Genomic DNA, 20,776 nt, shown 5'->3' on the forward strand with positions numbered 1-20,776 from the left:
TCATTTATCTTTACATGATGTCAGGCGGATATTTTCAATCCGCTCTGCTACCTGTCTGATAGTGTTAAACATTAAATACACTTCCACCCACAAATTCACGCATAAGCGAATTTTTAGGTATTCCCTCGCTGCTTATCGTAAGGAAGTAATCGAGGAATTTAAGCAGTCTTTTTGCTTCTATATATTCAGGAGCATCCTTTGGTATTCCAAACAGTATCGCCTCGGCATACGGTTTTAATACTGCAAGTTCATATATAAGAGCTGAGTTAAACATAACATCTGCTTCTTCCTGAAATGGGAATATATACTTATCCTCGCCTCTCCTTACCGAAGGCCACATCGAGATAGTCTTTGCCGCCGATGAACCTCTTGTTCTCGCATCTCTTACCATTCGTCTTATAAGCCTTCCATCTGTTGTCGAGATTCTGTTGTGCTCATCAATATTTAACTGTGTGAGTGCACTTATATATATCTTAAACTTACTTTCCTTTGGCAGTGAATAAGAAAGTTTATCATTTAAACCATGAATACCCTCAAGCACAAGGATATCATCTTTTCCAAGTTTTAAGAAGTCACCTTTGTATTCCCTCTGTCCCGTAAGGAAGTTAAACACAGGCATCTGAACAGTTTCTCCGGATAAAAGCCCTGTCATGTCCTTATTAAACTGCTCCACATCTATAGCTTCAAGACATTCAAAATCATAATTTCCATTCTCATCTATCGGCGTATCTTCCCTGTTCTTGAAATAATTGTCAAGTGATATAGGATGCGGCGTTATGCCAAATGTCCTAAGCTGAATGGATAATCTGTGTGAGAATGAAGTCTTTCCCGATGATGACGGTCCTGCTATCATAACAAATTTTTTGCTGGCATCCTCAGCTATCTTTTCTGCTATCTGTGCAATCTTCTTTTCCTGTAACGCTTCCTGCACAAGTATGAGATTTGATGCTCCGCCGTTTGCGATAACCTCATTTAATGCCCCGACAGTGCTTACATTCACCATCTTTCCCCAGTTTCCAGCTTCCTGAAGCGTTTTAAACAATTTAGGACTCGGAACATGGTTCTTCACTTCTGTAGGTGTATTTTTGTTTGGCATATTTACCATAAATCCTTTGTCATATTTTTCTATGGTAAAATATTTAAGTATTCCGGTGCTTGAAGGCATATAGCCATAATAGTAATCCTCAAATCCGTCAAGAGAATATATATTTGCCGTTGACACTCTCCTGTATTCAAAAAGTTTCTTTTTGTCATACATCTTATGCTTTTCAAAAAGCTCCTTTGCCTCCTGCGTGCTGACTATACGTTTTTCAAAAAGAATGTCCTTATTGACAAGCTCATGCATTTTTTCTTCGACTTTTTCAAGAAGCTCATCCGTTATATCAATACCCTCTGCTTCACAGTAACAACTGTCGCCTATCATATATTTTATAAAAACATTTTTAAGTGGCATCCCTTCACATACCGAATAAAAAGCATTTAACATTAGAAGATTTACACCTCTGACATATGTTTTATGACCACTTGGAGCAGAAACATCCACAAATTCAATCTCACCGTCAGATTTTATCCTCTTATTTAATTCAATAAGTTTTGCACCTTCTTTTGCAAGAATTATGTCATATTTATAACTATCCTTAAAATCCTTTGCCACCTCTCTATATGTAGTTCCATTCTGATATTCTTTTACTTCGCCACACACTGTCAGCTTAATCATTCTGATCACCCCGCTTACGATAAATGTTATTTTACTGCATCCTCAATATTGTCTTTCTCAATAAATCATATTCAGCAGATATCTTTTGTTTACTTATTTCTTCTTCTGACATACCACTTTTTTTAAGTGAGGCAACTACTTTCTCCATGCGCTTTTTCTCTTTATCCAAAAACTCAGAAAGAACAGCATCTTTTTTATCTATAAGATATTTGCCATAAACATAATCTGCTTCATCATATATCTCATTGTATACTTTAATATTTCTGTCTTTTAACCTGCTCTTTTCACCTTTATCTTCCTGCTTAAGAGAATCTGGTATGTCTTTTCTGACTGCTCTTATGACGACATAATATTTTCCCATGTCATAAACCATTTTCTCAATATCAATAAAAAATCCAAGTTCATGCAGACATTTTCTTACAAGATATATCTCAGACTGTGGAGATAAAACAAGTTCACTTACACTGCATGTCTTTTCCTTTTCTCTTACCAGAATATCTCTCATCAGTGCGCCACCAATACCACTTATAAGTACAGTATCAGCCTCACCTGTTTCAAGTTTATCAAGGCCATTTGACAATCTTGTTTCTATCTTGTCCTCAAATCCGGCCTCTTTTATGTGAATTTTAGCTTTTTCTAAAGGTCCTTTATTTATATCCATGGCAATCCCGCATTTTGCCATTTCATTTTCAACCAGCCATATAGAAGTAAAACCATGATCACATCCTATGTCGGCAACAGTTCCGCCCGAACCGACACACGACGCCACTGTTTCAAGTCTTTTTGAAAGCTTTATCTTACTCAAGATAATCCTTTAATTTACGGCTGCGGCTTGGATGTCTTAATTTTCTAAGTGCTTTTGCTTCTATCTGGCGTATACGTTCTCTTGTTACCTTAAATTCTTTTCCTACTTCCTCAAGTGTTCTCGCCCTGCCATCTTCAAGACCAAAACGAAGTTTGAGAACTTTCTGCTCTCTCTCAGTAAGAGTTCCAAGAACCTCATCAAGCTGTTCCCTTAAAAGTGTAAAGGCTGCTGCCTCCGCCGGTACAGGCACATTGTCATCCTGGATAAAGTCACCAAGGTGGCTGTCCTCCTCCTCACCTATAGGTGTCTCAAGTGAAACAGGTTCAAGCGATATTTTCTGGATTTCTCTTACTCTGTCAACAGGCATGTTCATCTGCTTTGCAATCTCCTCTGGCTGTGGCTCTCTTCCAAGTTCCTGTAAAAGCTGTCTCTGAACTCTTACATATTTGTTTATCGTCTCAACCATGTGAACCGGAATACGGATTGTTCTGGCCTGATCTGCGATAGCCCTTGTTATAGCTTGGCGTATCCACCATGTAGCATAAGTGCTGAACTTATATCCTTTTTTATAATCAAATTTTTCAACTGCCTTTATAAGTCCGAGGTTACCCTCCTGAATAAGATCAAGGAATAACATACCTCTTCCGACATAACGCTTCGCAATGCTTACAACAAGTCTTAAATTTGCCTCTGCGAGCTTCTTCTTCGCCTCAATATCACCATTTTCCATACGCTGTGCAAGTTCAACCTCTTCATCCGCTGAAAGAAGAGGAACTTTTCCTATTTCCTTTAAATACATACGGACAGGATCATCAATACTTACACCATCAGGCACTGAAAGGTCGATATTTTCAATTTCATCCTCGTCAGGAACTTCTCCACTCTCCTCAAGTTCAAGAATAAGTGCATCATCATCAGCATCATCCTTATCATCTGAAATCCTCAGTACATCAACACCACTTGCCTCGAGCAGATCTATAACCTTTTCTGTCTTTTCCTCATCTAATTGAATGTCCGCAAGAAAGTTGTTGATCTCGCCAAGCTCAAGAACATTCTTTTTGCTTTTTGCAAGTTCTTTAAGAGCAATAAGTCTTTCATGAAATTTCTTTTTTTCTTCCTCGATATTTCTTTCTTCTGCTTTCTTTGATGCAGATCTTTTTCCTGTACTCTTAGCCGGTTTCTTCTCTGTAGCCATATCGTTCCATCCTTTCTTTTATGTAACAAACCTCATCATTTTTTGTATAGTAATGTTACCAGACATACCATAAGTGTAATCAGTAACTTAATGACTTCGTTTATACTCTAACCATCTTTTAGAGAAATATGCATTTTTTCTCTGTTCTGAAGTTTATTTTTTTCAATCATCAGTGTTTGAAGATTGTTTATATCTGTCATATTTTTTAACTTTTTGTCAATGCTGTATTCCTTAATTTTATATACAAGCTCATTCAACGCTTTTTCTTTATCAGTTATATTCATCTTAACTTTAAAAGTCGTCTGAAAAATATCAGCCACTACCTTCTGATCATCTGCTTCCTCAAAATGATTTATTATCCTCGCCGGAATAACCTCACCATTTTCAAACTGCTCATACAATAAAGCTGCCGCCTTCTTATAGGGTTCTTCCTCAAAATCATCTTTACTTATCACTTTACTTATATCCTTAAACAGTTCAGGAGCATCTATGAGCCATGAAAGCAGTAATTTGTAAGAATGTTCTATACCTTTCTCTCTGGTTTTATCAGTGTTGTTTCTATAGGCATTATTTTTGATATTTGAACCTGCACTCATACCTGATATTTTATTTGCATTCTTTATAACAAGTCCACGAAGGTCATCTTTTTTGATCGAATACTTTGCCGATAAAGTTTCTATATAATTGTCTCTTTGAACTTTATCTTCAAAAACAAGCAGCTTTCTTGCCATCTCATGATCAAATCTTGTTTTCTGTTCAGGGTCACTTATATCATAACTTTTTCTAAGCACCTCTATCTCAAATAAAAAAGCATTCTGGGCTTCATCCATCCTCTTCTCAAATTCATCACTTCCAAGTCCTTTTATAAATTCATCAGGATCTTTATACGGCTCCATATGTATTACCCTGGCATTTATCCCCGCTTCCCTTAGCATAGGAATAGCCCTTAATGCCGCTTTCACTCCAGCCTCATCGCTGTCGTATGTAAGAAGCACTTCATCTGTATATCTCTTAAGAATAACAGCCTGCTCTGATGTAAATGCAGTTCCAAGTGATGCGACCGCATTTGTAAATCCCGCCTGATGCATCGCTATAACATCCATGTAGCCTTCACACAGTATTATGTTCTTCTTTTTTCCAAGTTTGGCATAATTCAACCCAAAAAGATTCCTGCTTTTATTAAACAGCTTTGTTTCTGGAGAATTAAGATATTTAGGCTTCGCATCACCCATAACTCTGCCACCAAAACCTATGACTCTGTTATTCACATCCATTATCGGAAACATAACCCTGTTCCAGAATTTATCGTAAACACCACGCTCGTCCATCTTAAAAAGCCCTGTCTCTTTAAGTATCTGGTCAGAATACCCCTGACTTTTCAAATACTGATAAAGTTCACTGCCTCCCTGTCCTGCATAACCAAGCCCAAAGTGTCTTATCGTTTCCTCTGACAACCCTCTTGACAAAAAATATTCATATCCGCTTTTTCCTGCCGGTGATTTAAGTTTCGCATAATAATACGATGCGGCTTTAGCATTTATCTGAACAAGTTCTGTCCTAAGATTTTTTTCTCTTTTCATCTCAGGTGACAATTCACTTTTTGAAAGAGTTATACCCGCCTGTTCGGCAAGAAACTCCATAGCTTCAGGAAATGTATAATTCTCATATTCCATGATAAATGTTATAACACTGCCGGCAACTCCACAGCCAAAGCATTTGTACATCTGTCTTGCCGGATTAACATTAAATGACGGCGATTTTTCGCTATGAAACGGACACAGTCCAACATAACTGCTTCCGGTACGCTTTAAATTGACATAGCGGCCTATTATCTGGACGATATCACTTCTGGAACGTACTTCTTCGATTTGTTCTTCTGTGTAATACATAGCCTTCAAACCTCCCATCAAATAAATAACTAACATATAAGTATCAAGCATTTTAAACACTTAAAAACCCTCTATGTTAGTTATTCGACACAAAATTTCTATTTCCTTTTTTATTTTAATAATTTTTTCAACCGTTAAATCCATAAACTCTGGTTAAAAACTCAGACCATTTCCCCTATATAATAGAAGCCTTTGCTCTCACAAAGTTTTACAGGTACGATACTTCCGATAAGAGAACTATCCCCTTTAAAGTGAATAAGATAATTCTTGCTTGTCCTTCCTGTCACAAGTGAAGCATCATGGTCATTTATCTCCTCCACAAGAACATCCTGAACTTTTCCAACATCCTCAGATGCCTTCTTTGCCGCTATCTCCTGAACTTTTGTGAGAAGCCTGTCAAATCTCTCCTTCACCTGAGCCTCATCTATCTGTTCTTCCATAGCCGCTGCCGGAGTACCTGTTCTCTTGCTGTATATAAATGTAAATGCACTGTCGTACTGAACCTTCTGAACAACATCCATAGTTTCCTCAAAATCTTCTTCTGTTTCACCCGGAAATCCCACTATTATATCAGTTGAAAGAGCAATATCAGGAACGGCCTTTCTTATCTTCTCAACAAGTTTAAGATATCCTTCCTTAGTATAATGTCTGTTCATCTTCTGCAAAAGCCTGTCACTTCCCGACTGAAGTGGAAGATGCATCTGTTTGCAGACTTTCTTTGATTCGCCAAGATATTCGATAAGCTCATCAGAAAGATCTTTCGGGTGGGAAGTCATAAATCTTATCCTCTCAAGACCATCTATTTTCTCAACCCTTCTTAAAAGTTCAGTGAAAGAAATAGGATTTTCAAGATTCTTTCCATATGAATTAACATTCTGTCCCAAAAGCATAACCTCGACAACGCCGTCTTTTACAAGACATTCTATCTCGGCTATTATATCCTCAGGCTCTCTGCTCCTTTCTCTTCCTCTCACATAAGGCACTATACAGTAACTACAGAAATTGTTGCAGCCAAACATTATATTTACGCCGCTCTTAAAATGATATTTTCTCTCAACCGGAAGTTCCTCGACTATCTCTGTCGTATCTTTCCATACATCTATTATCATTTTCTTTGATCCTGCCCTGTCAAGCACTTTCATTGAAAGAAGTTCAGCAAATTTAAATATATTGTGTGTTCCAAATATAATATCAACATTTCTGTAACTCTTCTTTATCTTCTCAACAACGCTCTCCTCCTGCATCATACAGCCGCAGAGCATAGTTATCATCTCAGGATTCTTATTTTTATATTTCTTTAACTGGCCAAGTCGTCCATATACTTTGAGATTTGCATTCTCTCTTACAGTGCATGTGTTAAAGATGACAAGATCCGCATCTTCATCCTCCACAACTTTATATCCTATCGTCATCAGGATTCCTATGATCTTTTCAGAATCCCTCGCATTCATCTGACAGCCAAATGTATTTACGCAGCATGTAAGTTCCCTGCCTTTTTCAATCTTTTTTTCATCCATCCAGTGCTGCATCTTTTTGATAAAATAATACTGTCTTTCCGGTTCTTCCTGTGGCGGCGGCAATGTAATATCAATATTTTTTATTTCTTCTTTTATTGTATCATAATTCATCTGTCGTTTACCTCAGCTTTCATTTTTGATTTATCCATATGATTTTTATTTTTTATGACAGTTTGATTATCGTTCCATAATTTGCAGGAAGTGTAACGACCACATTTCCATTTTCTGCTTTTACACTGACTTTCTCATTCTTGTCTTCATTACTTCCATCAAGAATGATATCTGCTTTAGAAAAGGCTACACGAGGATTTATCGTAAGAACCGCTTCACTGTCATCATTATTCAACGCAACTACAACTGTCTGTTCCTCATATCTTCTTGAATAAGCAAACTGTCTGTTCGTGAGCATCAGTTCCTCATACTTTCCGGCACTAAGCTCCGTATATTCCTTTTTAAGCTCACCAAGCATACCGCATAACTTAGTAATCTCATTGTTCTCATACGCATCTTTAAAATCATCAAGTTCAAGGCATGGACGAAGATTCCAATCTGAACCTTTCTCTTTCTTTCCCTCGATTGCGAATTCAGAACCATAGTAAATAGAAGGAATACCGTAAAGAGTGTACAGTAATATATAAATATTGTAAAGATGTTCTTTATTATTTAACTTTGAATATATACGCTCAACATCGTGGTTATCGACAAATGTATATAATCTGGTATCACCACATATTCCGAGAAGTCTTTTTACCGAATGTGCTATCTCAAAATAATTATGGTCATTATGTCCTGAATAAAGTCCCTTATGAAGTTCATAATTTGTCACGCTGTCAAGCATATCACTGTTAGCCCATCTGCTGTAATCACCGTGTATAACCTCTCCCATAAGCCAGAAATCTTCCTTCAGATTTCTTGTAAAACTTCTGAGTTCCTTCATAAAATCAAAATCAAGCACATCGGCTGCATCAAGGCGTATACCATCTATATCAAACTCATCAACCCAGAACTTTACAGACCCAAACAGATATGACCTAACCTCTGGATTTTTCTGGTTTAATTTGACTAACAGATTGTAGCCACCCCAGTTATCATAAGAAAAACCATCATTATATTCATTGTTGCCACCAAAATTCACATTGCAGAACCAGTCCCTATATGCTGAATTTTCACGATTTTTAAGCAAATCCTGAAAAGCAAAAAATGTTCTTCCTACATGATTGAAAACACCGTCAACAATAACATGCATACCATTCTTATGACAATGCTCAACATAATCCTTAAAATCTTGATTTGTTCCAAGACGGCAGTCAACTTTCCTGTAATCTGTTGTCTCATAGCCATGTCCCTCTGACTCAAACAACGGACCTATATATATCGCAGTACATCCAATCTTTTTTGCATGGTCAGCCCACTGCACCAGCTTGTCAAAGTGACTTTCGCTCTCCCCATCATTTTTCTTTTTACATCCGCAGAGTCCGAGCGGATATACATGATAAAATACTGCCTCGTCATACCATTTCATAACTTTCCCTCCTATGCTTCCTATTTGTAATTATAGTCAATTGTATCACATTATCATATCGAACGCATCAAAAATTTTATTCCACAAATTCCTGCAATAACCAAAAACAACGCTGCGATAATAACTATTACATTGACCCAGACCAAACCTGTGCCAAGCAAAACCGGCAGCAGATAACTCGTCCCATTGAACACTATATGTGTGAATATAGAACATAATATGCTTCCTGTGGCCTTTACTATAAGTCCCAAGACCATTCCAAGACAAAACGCATACAATCCCTGAACTATATTCATATGATATATTCCAAACAGAGCCGCCTGAATTATATTGGCTTTCCAAAATGGAAATGCAGTATAAACTCTGTCAAATATCGCACCTCTAAAAATGATTTCTTCAGATACCGGTCCAATAAAAACAGCATACAGCACTGTCAGTATTATATTGCCATTTTCAAAATTTGACATCAATTCCGTATAATTTTTAAACATTTCCGGAAACAACGATGTCAGCATACTCAACAAAAAAGTCAATAATATGCAAAAGCCGCTTCCAATACCAAAAACTGATAATACATTTTTTCCAGAAAATATATTCCTGTAATTGACATGTTCTTCACGCCAGCTTGATCTGACATAAAGCAGCCCACACCAGATAAATGATAATATCGCACTAACGGCTGATATTGCAAGCATTACATTTGTTTCTGATGCCTGAACGAGTATCGTCATTTCTGCCAATGCTCTGGCATACCCCTTGCCTGATATTATTCCAAATACAACATATCCAAGTACACAGAGCATATATGCCAAAAGCTGCATAAAGATAATACCTCCGAATATCAGAAGCACTTTTATCATCATTGTAACTCTCAGTTTTTTCAAACCGTCTGTTTCATTATGCATCATTTCTTCCTTTCCTTTTAATGTGCTCTCGGAATCTTCTGAACGAGGAATTTGGAGATGAATTTTTGATATGCAATGACATTTTCGCAGTGCGTACACGATGTGTACGACTAAAAAATGGAAGCAATATATCGGAAATCCAGCCGAAAGGATTCGTTTTGAGAAGATACCGAGAGTATATTTTATATTATTATGTCTAAAACAACGAAAAATCCGAACATATCTCTCTGCCCGGATTTTTCTGTATGATATAATACCTTATTTCTTTCTCTGTAAAAATTCAGGTATTTTAATCCCTCCGTCTTCATTTCCTCTTGAATAAGAAGATGATGTCTGATGCGTAATATTCTGCCTCGTTTCTGTAACCGGCTGAATATTCGGCTGTGATAAAACAGAAGAATCTGATGAGTGAACATTAACACTCTTTACTGATGAAGATGGAATCTGTCCTTCTTTCGTCGAAAAGTTTGTCTTAGGAGCTGCTGACTGTCTTATAAAAGAAGGTGACTTTGCAACCGGCTGCTCAGCACCATCCTCATCAAGACCTGTTGCAATAACCGTAATCTTTACAGAATCGTCTCCTGCACCGTCGCTTACACCAAAAATAATATTACTGTTCTCACCGGCAAGTTCTTCTATGTAAGATGCTGCTTCACTTGCTTCCTGAAGTCCTACATCACCGGCAATGTTTATAATAACATCCGAAGCACCTTCGATAGTTGTTTCAAGAAGTGGACTTGATATCGCCTCTTTTACTGCCTCAAGACATTTATCATCGCCTGTTCCTGTTCCTATTCCTATATGCGCTACTCCCTTATCCTTCATAACCGTCTGCACATCTGCGAAGTCAAGATTGATAAGTCCAGGGACATTGATAAGATCAGTAATACCCTGAACACCCTGCTGAAGCACCTCATCAGCTTTACTTAACGCCTCTGGTATAGATGTTCTTCTGTCAACTATCTCAAGAAGTTTATCATTCGGTATTACAATAAGCGTATCAACATTTTTTTTAAGATTTTCAATTCCTGTAAGAGCATTGTTCATACGACGCTTTGCTTCAAATTTAAATGGCTTTGTAACAATGCCTACTGTAAGAATACCAAGCTGCCTTGATATCTCTGCAACTGCCGGGGCTGCTCCTGTACCGGTACCGCCACCCATTCCACAAGTTACAAAAACCATATCTGCACCTTTTATCATTTCAGTTATATCTTCACGATTTTCATCAGCAGCAGCCTTTCCAACCTCAGGATTCGCACCTGCTCCAAGCCCCTTAGTCAGCTTCTCGCCAATCTGCAGGCATGTCGCAGAATTGCAGTTCTTAAGTTGTTGCTTATCTGTATTTATACATATAAATTCAACACCTTTTATTCCCTCTTGTATCATTCTATTTACGGCATTATTTCCGCCTCCACCAACGCCAACTATAATAATTTTAGCGGCACTTTCTGATTCATTTGTTTTTATCTCTAACAACGCTGCTCCTCCTTAATATGATCACAAATTTCCCTAAAGTATATAATACCTATTAACCTTTGAATAATCAAGAGAAAATTTGTTCTTTTAACTTTTTTTATAAAAAAATCATTTATTAGTTTTTAAAACTATCTTATCGCCTGATTGATAATCCGACATATCAATACTGCCTTTTAAATTTTTACTTTTTGTAGTTTTTAATACTGATGATAATGCAGCTAGCTGATCATCATACATATTTTTCTTTCCGAGATAAACTCTGACCTTACCAGAATATAATATAATACCGTCTGCACTTGAATGAATTCTCGATACATCAATTTTATAATGGTCTATAAGCTGCGATATATTCATTATTTTTGAAAAGAGCTTTTCATCCTTGACACTAAATGCCTCTCCAATCGAAAAATCACCAAATTTTATACCCGTGACCATAGGAACACCTTTTCTATGCTCTGACAGACTCTGCAGCACAATTCCATCCTTGTCAAAATATACATACTGCCCCATATATTTTATACAGCCACTTATCTTTTTTTCATAAACATGCAGCAGCACCGAATTACGGTTTACATATTTAACATCTATATCCTCAATAAAAGGAAGCTTATTTATGCCATATAATTTATTGTATAATCTGAAAACCAGTTCATTGTCTGAAAATTTCCTGCTAAATACACTCTTCTCTATTTCCTCATCAGAGTATGCACTATCTCCTTCAATTTCAATATTATCTATATGAAACCCAAAGTACAATCCTAACACCATGATAACAAAAGCACATAACACTATAAAGAAACGTTTCAGTATCCTCATAAACAGTTTAACCTCTTTTCTCTCTTTGAAACTCCCAATACAATTCCCATCTCAGCCATCATTATCATTGCTGAAGTACCTCCATAGCTTATAAATGGCAAAGGAATACCTGTCGATGGTATTGAATTTGTCACAACTGCAACATTTATAACAACCTGTATTGAAAGCTGCAGCATAACCCCTGTACAGAGCATAGTACCAAATATATCAACCGCATTATATCCGATACGGATTACTTTCCAGAATAATACAATAAAAGCAATAATAAGACATGCAGCACCTACCACTCCAAGCTCCTCACATATAACAGAAAATATCATATCATTATATGCTTCAGGTATATACCCCAATTTTTGTACACTGTTTCCTATCCCATTGCCAAACAATCCCCCCGTAGCGATTGCATATAATCCCTGTTTTATCTGATGAGCATTTTCATTAGTCTCAACATTAAGCCATATCTGTATCCTTTCCATTCTGAAAGGGTCTCCAAAAATTATATACAATGAAGCAGCGAGTGCCATAATGATTATACACACAACAAAATATCCGTTTTTATTGCTTGCAACAAAACACATTCCTACACTTATACCCGCAACAACAATCGCCGAACTTAAATTTTCTTTTGCTATAACAGCAATAAGCGGTGCAATAAATAACATTACCTTCAAAAAACCACTAAATGTATCAAAAATACTTCTGTTTATGTATGCTACATAAGATATAAAAATTATAACTACAATCTTAGTTATCTCAGATGGCTGAAACTGGACAGGCCCAAATCTAAGCCATCTCCTTGCACCATTGTAATCTACACCTATAAACAAAACTGCAACCTGCATTACAAGTGCAGCAATATATAATACATGTACTACTCTTATATTTTTATTTTTAAACAAAATTTTTTTCATAAATATATGGTAATCAAATCCTGCAACAAAAATCATCATAGCACATCCCGCTAAAAGTCCTGCTATCTGTGACTTAACAAATCTGAGCGGAGCTCCTAAAAGCAGTGCATTATATATTCCTGCACTATTTATCATACAAACACCGAAAATTGCGATTCCAAGTGTCAGGACAATCAACATATAATCATATTTAGAGTAAATCTTTTCTTTCCTCGGTCCGGTTATATCCTTACTCCAGGTTCTTGACATACTCTTTAAACAAATTACCTCTCTCTTCAAAATTTTTAAACATTCCCCAGCTTGCACACGCAGGCGACAATAAAACTGCATCCCCTGGCTCTGCCTGCTCACTGCTCACCCTTACAGCCTCCTCAAGCGATTCTGTCATGATAACATTTTCAAATCCTGCCTTTTTTGCCGCTGCTGCAATCTTATCTTTTGTCTGGCCAAGAAGCACAAGTGCTTTGACTTTATTTCCAAAAGAAGCTATCCACTCATCATATGACGAATCCTTATCATAGCCTCCGCCAATTACTACTGTAGGTCTCACCATAGCCTCTACTGCTTTGATAGCAGCATCAGGATTTGTTCCTTTTGAATCATTATAGTATTTTACACCGTTTACTTCTTTTACATATTCAATCCTATGTTCAACCGCATTAAACTCTTTTACTGCCTTTCTTATACATTCAAGCGGAACACCCGCATGCATCGCAATTGCAACAGCAGCCATAACATTTTCATAATTATGTTTGCCTAAAAGTTTCATATCATGAATAGTACATATCATTATAGTTTCTGCGCCATCACAATACATGATCTTTTCACCGTCAAGCCATATTCCCTGCTCAAGTATATGTTCACTACTAAACCAGAATACTTTTGCCGGTATGTCTTTAGCAATCTCTTTAAGATATTTATCTTCATAGTTCAAAACACATATTTCATTTTCATTCTGATTTTTAGCAATTCTTGCTTTCGCCTCAACATAACATTCCATCGTATGATGTCTATTTAAGTGATCAGGCGTAATATTAAGAATAGCACTTATCTGTGGATGAAATTTATTTATTGTCTCAAGCTGAAAACTACTTACCTCTGCAACTGTTACTGAGTCATCTGTCATCTCTGATGCATATTCAGTATATGGATAACCAATATTTCCAACTACATATACATCATTAAAATATGTTTTCATAATCTCTCCCGTAAGAGCCGTAGTCGTCGTTTTTCCATTTGTTCCCGTAATAGCAAAAAGCTTTCCTGCTCCACAAAGATATGCAAGCTCTATTTCCCCCCATACAGGAATATTCTTTTCCTGAAGTTTAACAACAAATGGTAAATCTGTTGGTACTCCTGGACTTAATATAACAAAATCAATACTGTCTATTTTTTGTTCCGGAAGTTCACCTATTATAAGGTCAAACTCTGTATTCTCCGGAAATCTTGAAATAATCTCATCTGTTGAAAATGATGTATTTCCTTCCAACACAATCACATCTGCCCCTGCCTTGTTTAACAGCTTAACAGCGGCAACACCACTTTTTCCTGTACCAACTACCAACACTTTCTTGTTTGTAAATCTCATATTTATCCTCTTTTCCTTATAATACTTTATATTAAACTATAAATCAGTTTCTTTCCAAAATTGTAACTACACACATGATTGTTGTTATCACAGAAAAAACTGCAACAACAGTTGTCTCTTTCCAGCCACATTTTTCAAAATGATGATGCAACGGAGCCATTTTAAAAAATCTTTTGCCTCCGCTAATTCTAAAATATGTTATTTGTATTATCACTGATAAAACCTCAGCCAAATACACCACACCTACCAACGCTATATATAGTGGCATCTTTAATTCTATAGCAATTGCAGCAACAAATCCCCCTAATGCCAGCGAACCTGTATCACCCATAAACACGGAAGCAGGATGAACATTAAAAAGTAAGAAACCCATCAAAGCTCCTGCAACACATACACCAGATAAAGCCATGTCACTGTTTAATCTGATCGCATTTATCGAGAAAAACACCACTATCAATAGTGTAACACTTGACGCCAGACCGTCAAGTCCATCTGTAAAATTTGCTCCATTAACAGTTCCGATCATAATAATATAAACTACCACAACAAAAAAAACAGGAGACATCGACAAATATATTCCGTTTTTTACTCCTCCCGTAAATGGCACAAGCATTTCACATTCTTCCTTCATTTTTACAATATAATAATAGCAAAACCATAATGTAACGACACTCTGGAGAATCAGCTTTTGTAAAACCGTCAATCCAAGAGATCTCTTTAAAATGACTTTTATATAATCATCCAAAAAACCTATTGCCCCAAATCCAAGAAATGTAAAAATCAGCAGACACTCTTCTTTACTGCCATTTATTTCAAACAGATTCACCCCAACTGAACATACAAGTATAACTATGCCCCCCATTGTAGGCGTTCCGGCTTTCTTTAAATGCGACTCAGGTCCATCACTTCTGACATACTGACTTACATTAAAAGATTTTAGAACTGGAATAATTATCGGACAAAGAAAAGCACTTGTCAAAAAAGCTACTATAATTGAAATAAATACAGATGAATATGTCATTCTCAAACCTCCCGTTCCTATAAAAAGCGAAACAAAGTATCACTTTCCATCAACATATGGTAATACATCATCGAGCAGTTTAGAAATAACAGGAGCTGCAATAGTACCTCCATAATAAACACCTGTCGGTTCATCAATAAGTACAAGTGCTATCACTTTAGGATTATCTGCCGGTGCAAATCCCATACACGAAGCGATATATTTTCCACTTCTTCTTGGGAGTTTTTCCGATGTTCCTGTTTTTGCGCCAACCTTATACCCTTCGACAGCCGCCTTTTTTCCACCACCCTCAGTAACTACTGATTCCAATATTTTCTTCATAACCTCAGATGTATCTTTTGATATAACTTTTTCTTCTGTCTTGTATTTTATTGTATACTTTTTATGTTTATATTGGTCTACAACATTCACACCAAAATGAGGAGTGACCATTTTTCCGCCATTTATAACTGCACTTATCGTAGTTATAAGCCGAATAGGCGAAAGCTGAAATGACTGTCCAAATGACATTGTTGCAAGTTCCACCTCACCAACTTTTTCCTGTTTATGCATTATTGTTACAGCTTCGCCCGGAACATCTATCCCTGTTCTGTCTAAAATAGAAAATTTTTTGAGATATTTAAACATATTGCTAACGCCAAGTCTCTGACCAACTTCCATAAAAACCGGATTACATGAATTTTGAACACCTTGTGCAAATGTTTCTGTACCATGCCCTGTCGTTTTGTGACATCTTATCCTTCTATCCCCAACTATTTTATATCCCGGACAGTTAAATGTATCCGTAAGCTTTACAACTCCCTGCTCATAAGCAGCCGTAGCCGTAAAAACCTTAAATGTAGAACCTGGCTCGTATGTGTCACATACACAGCCATTTCTCCACATATCATTTAATTTTTCATTCAATTCTTTCTGGTTTAAATTTTTATTGCCCTTTATCTCATATGGCTTATTGAGATTAAACTCAGGAACATTTACCATCGCAAAAATCTCTCCATCATTTGGATCCATAACAAGAATCCTTACATTTTTTGCTTCTTTTGCCTCCATGACATTTTTTGCTGCCTGAGTAGCAAATTTCTGAATATTTATATCAATACTTGTATACAGATCCTTTCCTGGTCTTGGTTCGATTCTCTCCTCTGCTCTTTTGTCAACTTCAATTCCTCTGGCATTTGTCGTTGTAAGAATATATCCGGCTTCACCCTTCAAATATTTTTCATATTTTACTTCAAGTCCTAGAATCCCCTGATTATCTGCTCCAGTAAACCCAATTACTTTTGAAGCAAGTGAATTAAACGGATAAGTGCGTTTATAATCCTCATCGATCATAACACCATCCATTTCAAGGTTTCGTATTTTGTCAGATACTGTTTTTTCAACATTGGATTTTATCTTTTCTCTCGATGAAACTTTATTAACCTTCTTTCTTATTTCTTCTTCTTCAATGTCAAGAAGCCTTGATAAATTCTTTATCACCCTCTCTGGCTGTTTAATCTGATTATGTATCACAGAAATAGTCGAAACAGATTTATTTCCAGCAAGAACAACACCGTTCCTGTCAAGAATCCTTCCTCTACTTCCCTTGATACTTCTTTCTCTCTGCTGAACCGCTTTTGCCTTTTTTCCATAATAGTCAGCACGATATATCATAAGATATACCAATCTCCCAATAAGCATAAACAAACAAAAGCAAACCATGATAAACACAAAAAACACCCGTTGTTTCTGCGGAGTTTTGCAATACTTCATAAATAACCTCTTCCTTGTTCTGGCTATTAAGTATTTTATTACATTCATTTGTTTTTATGCACTGTTATCTCAATTATTACCTGTTTTTTTGCCATCAGCAACATCATAATCCGATGTTGCATATCCACCGGCAGGAACTTCAAGAATTGAATTTCCTTTTTTTGTAGATGGAAGTGTAACCGCTTTGGCATCACTTGATTTCCCTGATTCCTTATATATACCTAACATTGGAAGAACATCTTTAAGTACCTCACTTGCAAATTCTGTAGCATATGTGCTATGTGCCTGATCTGCTACATGTGGTTGATCTATAACAACATATATTGCAAGTTCAGGTTTATCAACCGGCGTAAATCCTGCAAAAGAAACCAGATAGTTTTTGTCCTCTCTTGGCTGTTTTTCTGCTGTACCTGTTTTTCCACCGATCACATAGCCTTTTACTCTTGCCGGACTTGCTGTACCCTCATCATCCTCTACAGTCTTTTCAAGATATTTCCTGATAAGTTTGCTTGTATCTTCAGAAATAACTCTTTTTACAAGCATATTATCATTAGAAGAAACAACGGCTCCATTTTGAGAATCAATTTCTTTAACCACATGTGGCTGATAATAGTTTCCTCCATTTATCGTAGCACAAAAAGCTGATGCAAGCTGAATCATAGTAACAGTCTGTCCCTGACCAAAACTTGAAGTTGCAAGTTCAACCTGATGCATGTCCTGTTTTCTGAATATTCCACCAATAGCTTCCCCCGGCAGATCTATTCCTGTCTTTGCTCCAAATCCAAAACTTCTTACATATTTTGCAAACTTGCTTACCCCAAGATCAGCCGCCATGTGCATCATCACATCATTACATGATTTCATCAGTGCCTTACACGGATCTATATCCCCATGACCGCCGGCCGAATATGCCACACATTTAATATATGTAGTTCCTATCTTCTGACCACCATCACACAAATAATGTTTTCCATCATAAGTCACGCCTTCATCAAGACTTGCTGCAACGGTTATAGGCTTAAATGTAGAGCCCGGCTCGTATGCATCCGAAATACAGTAATTACGCCATAATTTCTGTAACAGTTCACTCTTATCCTTTGACGACATTTTTGAAAGTTTTGCCTTTGAATAGAACTTTGATAAGTCTCTTGGATTGTTAAGGTCATAACTTGGATAATCTGCCATAGCATAAATTTCACCATTCTGAGGATTCATCAGTATAACTCCCATGTTTTCTGAACCTGTATCCTTCTGAAATTTTGCCATTTTTTTCTCAAGTACTCCCTGAACATTTATATCAATAGTAGACACAACCTTATTTCCATCCTGTGCCTCTTTGACTTTCTCAACAAGATTTAGATTAGAATCATAATATCCAAAACTCTTGCCATTGACACCATTTAAGCTTGAATTATACCAGCTCTCAATCCCGCCTAGTCCCTGTCCATCTGATGAACAAAAACCAAGAACAGTACTTGCTACCTGCGAATATGGATATGTCCTAAGATAACTTTCTTCAAACCATACCCCGATAATATTACTGTTCTCCTTCTGTGAAATATTATTAAACTGCTCAACAATCTTTCTGCTTAACTGTTTATACTTTTTCATCGGATAATACATAGACTCCGGTTTCTCTGATAATATCTTAAAAAAAGTACTCTGTTTTATTCCAAAAACTTTTTCAAGTGCAGCAGCAGTTGCTTTTCTATACTTATCGCTCTTTTTTTCTTTGTCTGCTTCAAGTATCTGTTTTGGTTCTAATATAAGATCGTATACTTTTGTACTTTTTGCAAGTGTATTGCCATTTCTGTCAACTATATCCCCTCTTTTATACGGAATAACTTTATTAACATAACTTTGCTGTGACAAAACTTCTTTTTTATACTCTGTACCCTTGCTGACATTTAAATATATTATTCTTGCTGATGCACATATAATAAGAATAAAGACGATAAACATGGCAGCATATAATCTCCACCTTGATTGTCGCCTTATCTTTCGTATATTTTGCTTTCTAATATTTTTTTTTGTATTTCTTTTTGATGTCTTGTCCATCCTGTCGAACCTCTATAAAAAACTCTATTTATTTTTTGATACCTCAGGTATGTCAGCATATTGTTTTACCATATCGCTTTTTTTATTCTTATATTTATATACCTGATTATTTTCGGCCCTTACCATATTAAGTTTTCTTGTAGCTCTTTTATATATCTGTGCAAGATCTACACCATTTAATATTTCCTCATACTTTTCATTATTTAAAGTTTTCTGTTCCTGTATCTCAGTCTGAAGTGAAACGACTTGTTTTTTCAACGCAACACTCTTATTCTGTGTACTGATAAATGATGCAGCTACCGCAATAAGAATAACTGAAACACATGCAATAAAAATTATATTTCCAATTGAAACTCCAGGCACAGCAATATTTCCTGGGTCCAATTGCTTTTTTCTACGCTTCTCACGCTCAATCCGTTCCTCTTCTCTCCTATTCGGTACGGCATTGAGTTGTCTGACAGTATTTCCATCTACAAATGTATTTTTTCTATAATTTGGAATATGTCTTTTCTGATATCTTTCGTACGAATAATTATTTTTAGACTCCACTGACATAATACTCCTCCTGCTCCTAAATTAATTGTGCTCAAATATTCTCAGTTTTGCGCTTTTTGAACGCGAATTAACTTCCATTTCTTCTTCCGTCGGAAGTATAGGTTTTCTCGTAATTATTCTTCCTTTAGATTTTCTCCCACATACACAAACCGGAAAATCTGACGGACAAATACATGGATTCTGTGCTGTTCTAAATGCATTCTTCACAATCCTGTCTTCAAGAGAATGAAAAGTAATTATACAAAATCTTCCACCAGAATTCAGCAAATCTATCATATCATTTAGATTTTTTTCAAGAACATCCAGTTCATGATTCACTTCTATCCTTATAGCCTGAAATGTCCTCTTAGCAGGATGTCCACCCTGTTTTTTCATCTTCATAGGGATAGCATGATCCACTATCTCTGCCAGCCTTTTAGTAGTTAGTATAGGACTCTTTTGTCTTTCAATAACGATATGTTTTGCTATATTTTTTGCAAATTTATCCTCGCCATAATTTTTAATAATATGAAAAAGTTGATTTTCTGAATATTCGTTTACAACATTTTCGGCTGACAATGACTGCCTGTTATCCATGCGCATATCAAGCGGTGCATCCAGTCTGTATGAAAATCCTCTATCTGCCGTATCCAACTGAAACGATGAAACTCCAAGATCAAGTGTTATACCATCAACACCCGTCACTCCAAGATCTTCCATAACCTGAATCATATCAGAATAGTTACTCCTAACGATCGTAACCATATCACCAAACTTTTTTAATCTTTCAGTACTAACTTTTATGGCATCCTCATCCTGATCTATCCCGATAAATCTGCCATCTTTTCCAAGCCTTTCACATACATGCATGGCATGTCCCGCCCCTCCGAGTGTTCCATCCACATATGTACCATCTTTTTTAATATCAAGTCCCTCAATAACCTCATCAAGAAGAACTGACTTATGAACAAATTCCATAATTTCCTCCAAAATATCATTCTGTCTGCTTAGTTCATCCTTCAAATAAAAACCTTCCCTGTTCATCTGAAGTAACCCCGTTGTCCTTA

General features: G+C 36.5%; 16 protein-coding genes. All 16 read right to left on the reverse strand.

All coding sequences use genetic code 11. The features are described 5' to 3' along the window. Positions 1–64 precede the first annotated feature (64 nt). A complete protein-coding gene (locus KQI69_RS06925; RefSeq protein WP_216564614.1) occupies positions 65–1,717 on the reverse strand; it encodes a nucleoside kinase in 1,653 nt (550 codons plus the stop codon). A 31-nt stretch (positions 1,718–1,748) separates the two neighbouring features. Further along, positions 1,749–2,522, reverse strand: coding sequence for a class I SAM-dependent methyltransferase (locus KQI69_RS06930; RefSeq protein ID WP_216564615.1), 774 nt, complete (start codon positions 2,520–2,522; stop codon positions 1,749–1,751). Next, positions 2,515–3,717: an RNA polymerase sigma factor RpoD gene (gene rpoD / locus KQI69_RS06935; protein ID WP_216564616.1), complete on the reverse strand. Its 1,203-nt coding sequence runs from the start codon at positions 3,715–3,717 to the stop codon at positions 2,515–2,517. Before rpoD ends, KQI69_RS06930 begins: the two co-directional genes overlap by 8 nt. A 107-nt stretch (positions 3,718–3,824) precedes the next feature. Continuing rightward, on the reverse strand, positions 3,825–5,606 hold the full coding sequence (dnaG, locus tag KQI69_RS06940) for a DNA primase (RefSeq protein ID WP_216564617.1): 1,782 nt from the start codon (positions 5,604–5,606) through the stop codon (positions 3,825–3,827). Between the two features lie 161 nt (positions 5,607–5,767). Then, positions 5,768–7,234 carry a tRNA (N6-isopentenyl adenosine(37)-C2)-methylthiotransferase MiaB gene (gene miaB, locus KQI69_RS06945; protein ID WP_216564618.1) on the reverse strand — a complete coding sequence of 489 codons (1,467 nt, stop codon included), beginning with the start codon at positions 7,232–7,234 and terminating at the stop codon, positions 5,768–5,770. A gap of 52 nt (positions 7,235–7,286) precedes the next feature. Next, the gene (locus tag KQI69_RS06950; RefSeq protein WP_216564619.1) at positions 7,287–8,645 is read right to left on the reverse strand and encodes an alpha-amylase family glycosyl hydrolase; all 1,359 of its coding nucleotides are present in this window, start codon (positions 8,643–8,645) and stop codon (positions 7,287–7,289) included. Positions 8,646–8,698: 53 nt separating this feature from the next. Then, positions 8,699–9,553 carry a CPBP family intramembrane glutamic endopeptidase gene (locus KQI69_RS06955; RefSeq protein WP_216564620.1) on the reverse strand — a complete coding sequence of 285 codons (855 nt, stop codon included), beginning with the start codon at positions 9,551–9,553 and terminating at the stop codon, positions 8,699–8,701. Between the two features lie 255 nt (positions 9,554–9,808). Next, complete coding sequence (gene ftsZ / locus KQI69_RS06960) at positions 9,809–11,029, reverse strand: cell division protein FtsZ (RefSeq protein ID WP_216564621.1); 1,221 nt, start codon at positions 11,027–11,029, stop codon at positions 9,809–9,811. Positions 11,030–11,137: 108 nt separating this feature from the next. Continuing rightward, the gene (locus KQI69_RS06965; protein WP_216564622.1) at positions 11,138–11,845 is read right to left on the reverse strand and encodes a cell division protein FtsQ/DivIB; all 708 of its coding nucleotides are present in this window, start codon (positions 11,843–11,845) and stop codon (positions 11,138–11,140) included. Beyond that, positions 11,842–13,005 carry an FtsW/RodA/SpoVE family cell cycle protein gene (locus tag KQI69_RS06970; RefSeq protein WP_216564623.1) on the reverse strand — a complete coding sequence of 388 codons (1,164 nt, stop codon included), beginning with the start codon at positions 13,003–13,005 and terminating at the stop codon, positions 11,842–11,844. The genes KQI69_RS06965 and KQI69_RS06970 overlap by 4 nt, the downstream gene beginning before the upstream one ends. Then, positions 12,986–14,344 (reverse strand): UDP-N-acetylmuramoyl-L-alanine--D-glutamate ligase, encoded by a 1,359-nt coding sequence (gene murD / locus KQI69_RS06975; protein WP_216564624.1) that lies wholly within the window; start codon positions 14,342–14,344, stop codon positions 12,986–12,988. The genes KQI69_RS06970 and murD overlap by 20 nt, the downstream gene beginning before the upstream one ends. A 43-nt stretch (positions 14,345–14,387) precedes the next feature. Next, positions 14,388–15,365 (reverse strand): phospho-N-acetylmuramoyl-pentapeptide-transferase, encoded by a 978-nt coding sequence (mraY, locus tag KQI69_RS06980; RefSeq protein ID WP_216564625.1) that lies wholly within the window; start codon positions 15,363–15,365, stop codon positions 14,388–14,390. A gap of 39 nt (positions 15,366–15,404) precedes the next feature. Further along, positions 15,405–17,117: a penicillin-binding protein 2 gene (locus tag KQI69_RS06985; protein WP_216564626.1), complete on the reverse strand. Its 1,713-nt coding sequence runs from the start codon at positions 17,115–17,117 to the stop codon at positions 15,405–15,407. 69 nt (positions 17,118–17,186) lie between these two features. Then, positions 17,187–19,175 carry a penicillin-binding protein 2 gene (locus KQI69_RS06990; protein ID WP_216564627.1) on the reverse strand — a complete coding sequence of 663 codons (1,989 nt, stop codon included), beginning with the start codon at positions 19,173–19,175 and terminating at the stop codon, positions 17,187–17,189. Between the two features lie 24 nt (positions 19,176–19,199). Beyond that, positions 19,200–19,730 (reverse strand): hypothetical protein, encoded by a 531-nt coding sequence (locus KQI69_RS06995; RefSeq protein WP_216564628.1) that lies wholly within the window; start codon positions 19,728–19,730, stop codon positions 19,200–19,202. A gap of 21 nt (positions 19,731–19,751) precedes the next feature. Continuing rightward, positions 19,752–20,687 (reverse strand): 16S rRNA (cytosine(1402)-N(4))-methyltransferase RsmH, encoded by a 936-nt coding sequence (gene rsmH / locus KQI69_RS07000; RefSeq protein WP_216564636.1) that lies wholly within the window; start codon positions 20,685–20,687, stop codon positions 19,752–19,754. Between the last annotated feature and the right edge of the window lie 89 nt (positions 20,688–20,776).

The organism is Eubacterium sp. MSJ-13 (genome assembly GCF_018918235.1).
GTDB lineage: Bacteria > Bacillota > Clostridia > Lachnospirales > Lachnospiraceae > Butyribacter.

Coding starts and splice junctions, on each gene's coding strand:
- KQI69_RS06925 (WP_216564614.1), bottom strand. CDS start 1,717: ATGATTAAGCTGACAGTGTGTGGCGAAGTAAAAGAATATCAGAATGGA.
- rpoD (WP_216564616.1), bottom strand. CDS start 3,717: ATGGCTACAGAGAAGAAACCGGCTAAGAGTACAGGAAAAAGATCTGCA.
- dnaG (WP_216564617.1), bottom strand. CDS start 5,606: ATGTATTACACAGAAGAACAAATCGAAGAAGTACGTTCCAGAAGTGAT.
- miaB (WP_216564618.1), bottom strand. CDS start 7,234: ATGAATTATGATACAATAAAAGAAGAAATAAAAAATATTGATATTACA.
- KQI69_RS06950 (WP_216564619.1), bottom strand. CDS start 8,645: ATGAAATGGTATGACGAGGCAGTATTTTATCATGTATATCCGCTCGGA.
- KQI69_RS06955 (WP_216564620.1), bottom strand. CDS start 9,553: ATGATGCATAATGAAACAGACGGTTTGAAAAAACTGAGAGTTACAATG.
- KQI69_RS06965 (WP_216564622.1), bottom strand. CDS start 11,845: ATGAGGATACTGAAACGTTTCTTTATAGTGTTATGTGCTTTTGTTATC.
- KQI69_RS06970 (WP_216564623.1), bottom strand. CDS start 13,005: ATGTCAAGAACCTGGAGTAAGGATATAACCGGACCGAGGAAAGAAAAG.
- murD (WP_216564624.1), bottom strand. CDS start 14,344: ATGAGATTTACAAACAAGAAAGTGTTGGTAGTTGGTACAGGAAAAAGT.
- mraY (WP_216564625.1), bottom strand. CDS start 15,365: ATGACATATTCATCTGTATTTATTTCAATTATAGTAGCTTTTTTGACA.
- KQI69_RS06985 (WP_216564626.1), bottom strand. CDS start 17,117: ATGAAGTATTGCAAAACTCCGCAGAAACAACGGGTGTTTTTTGTGTTT.
- KQI69_RS06990 (WP_216564627.1), bottom strand. CDS start 19,175: ATGGACAAGACATCAAAAAGAAATACAAAAAAAAATATTAGAAAGCAA.
- KQI69_RS06995 (WP_216564628.1), bottom strand. CDS start 19,730: ATGTCAGTGGAGTCTAAAAATAATTATTCGTACGAAAGATATCAGAAA.
- rsmH (WP_216564636.1), bottom strand. CDS start 20,687: ATGGAATTTGTTCATAAGTCAGTTCTTCTTGATGAGGTTATTGAGGGA.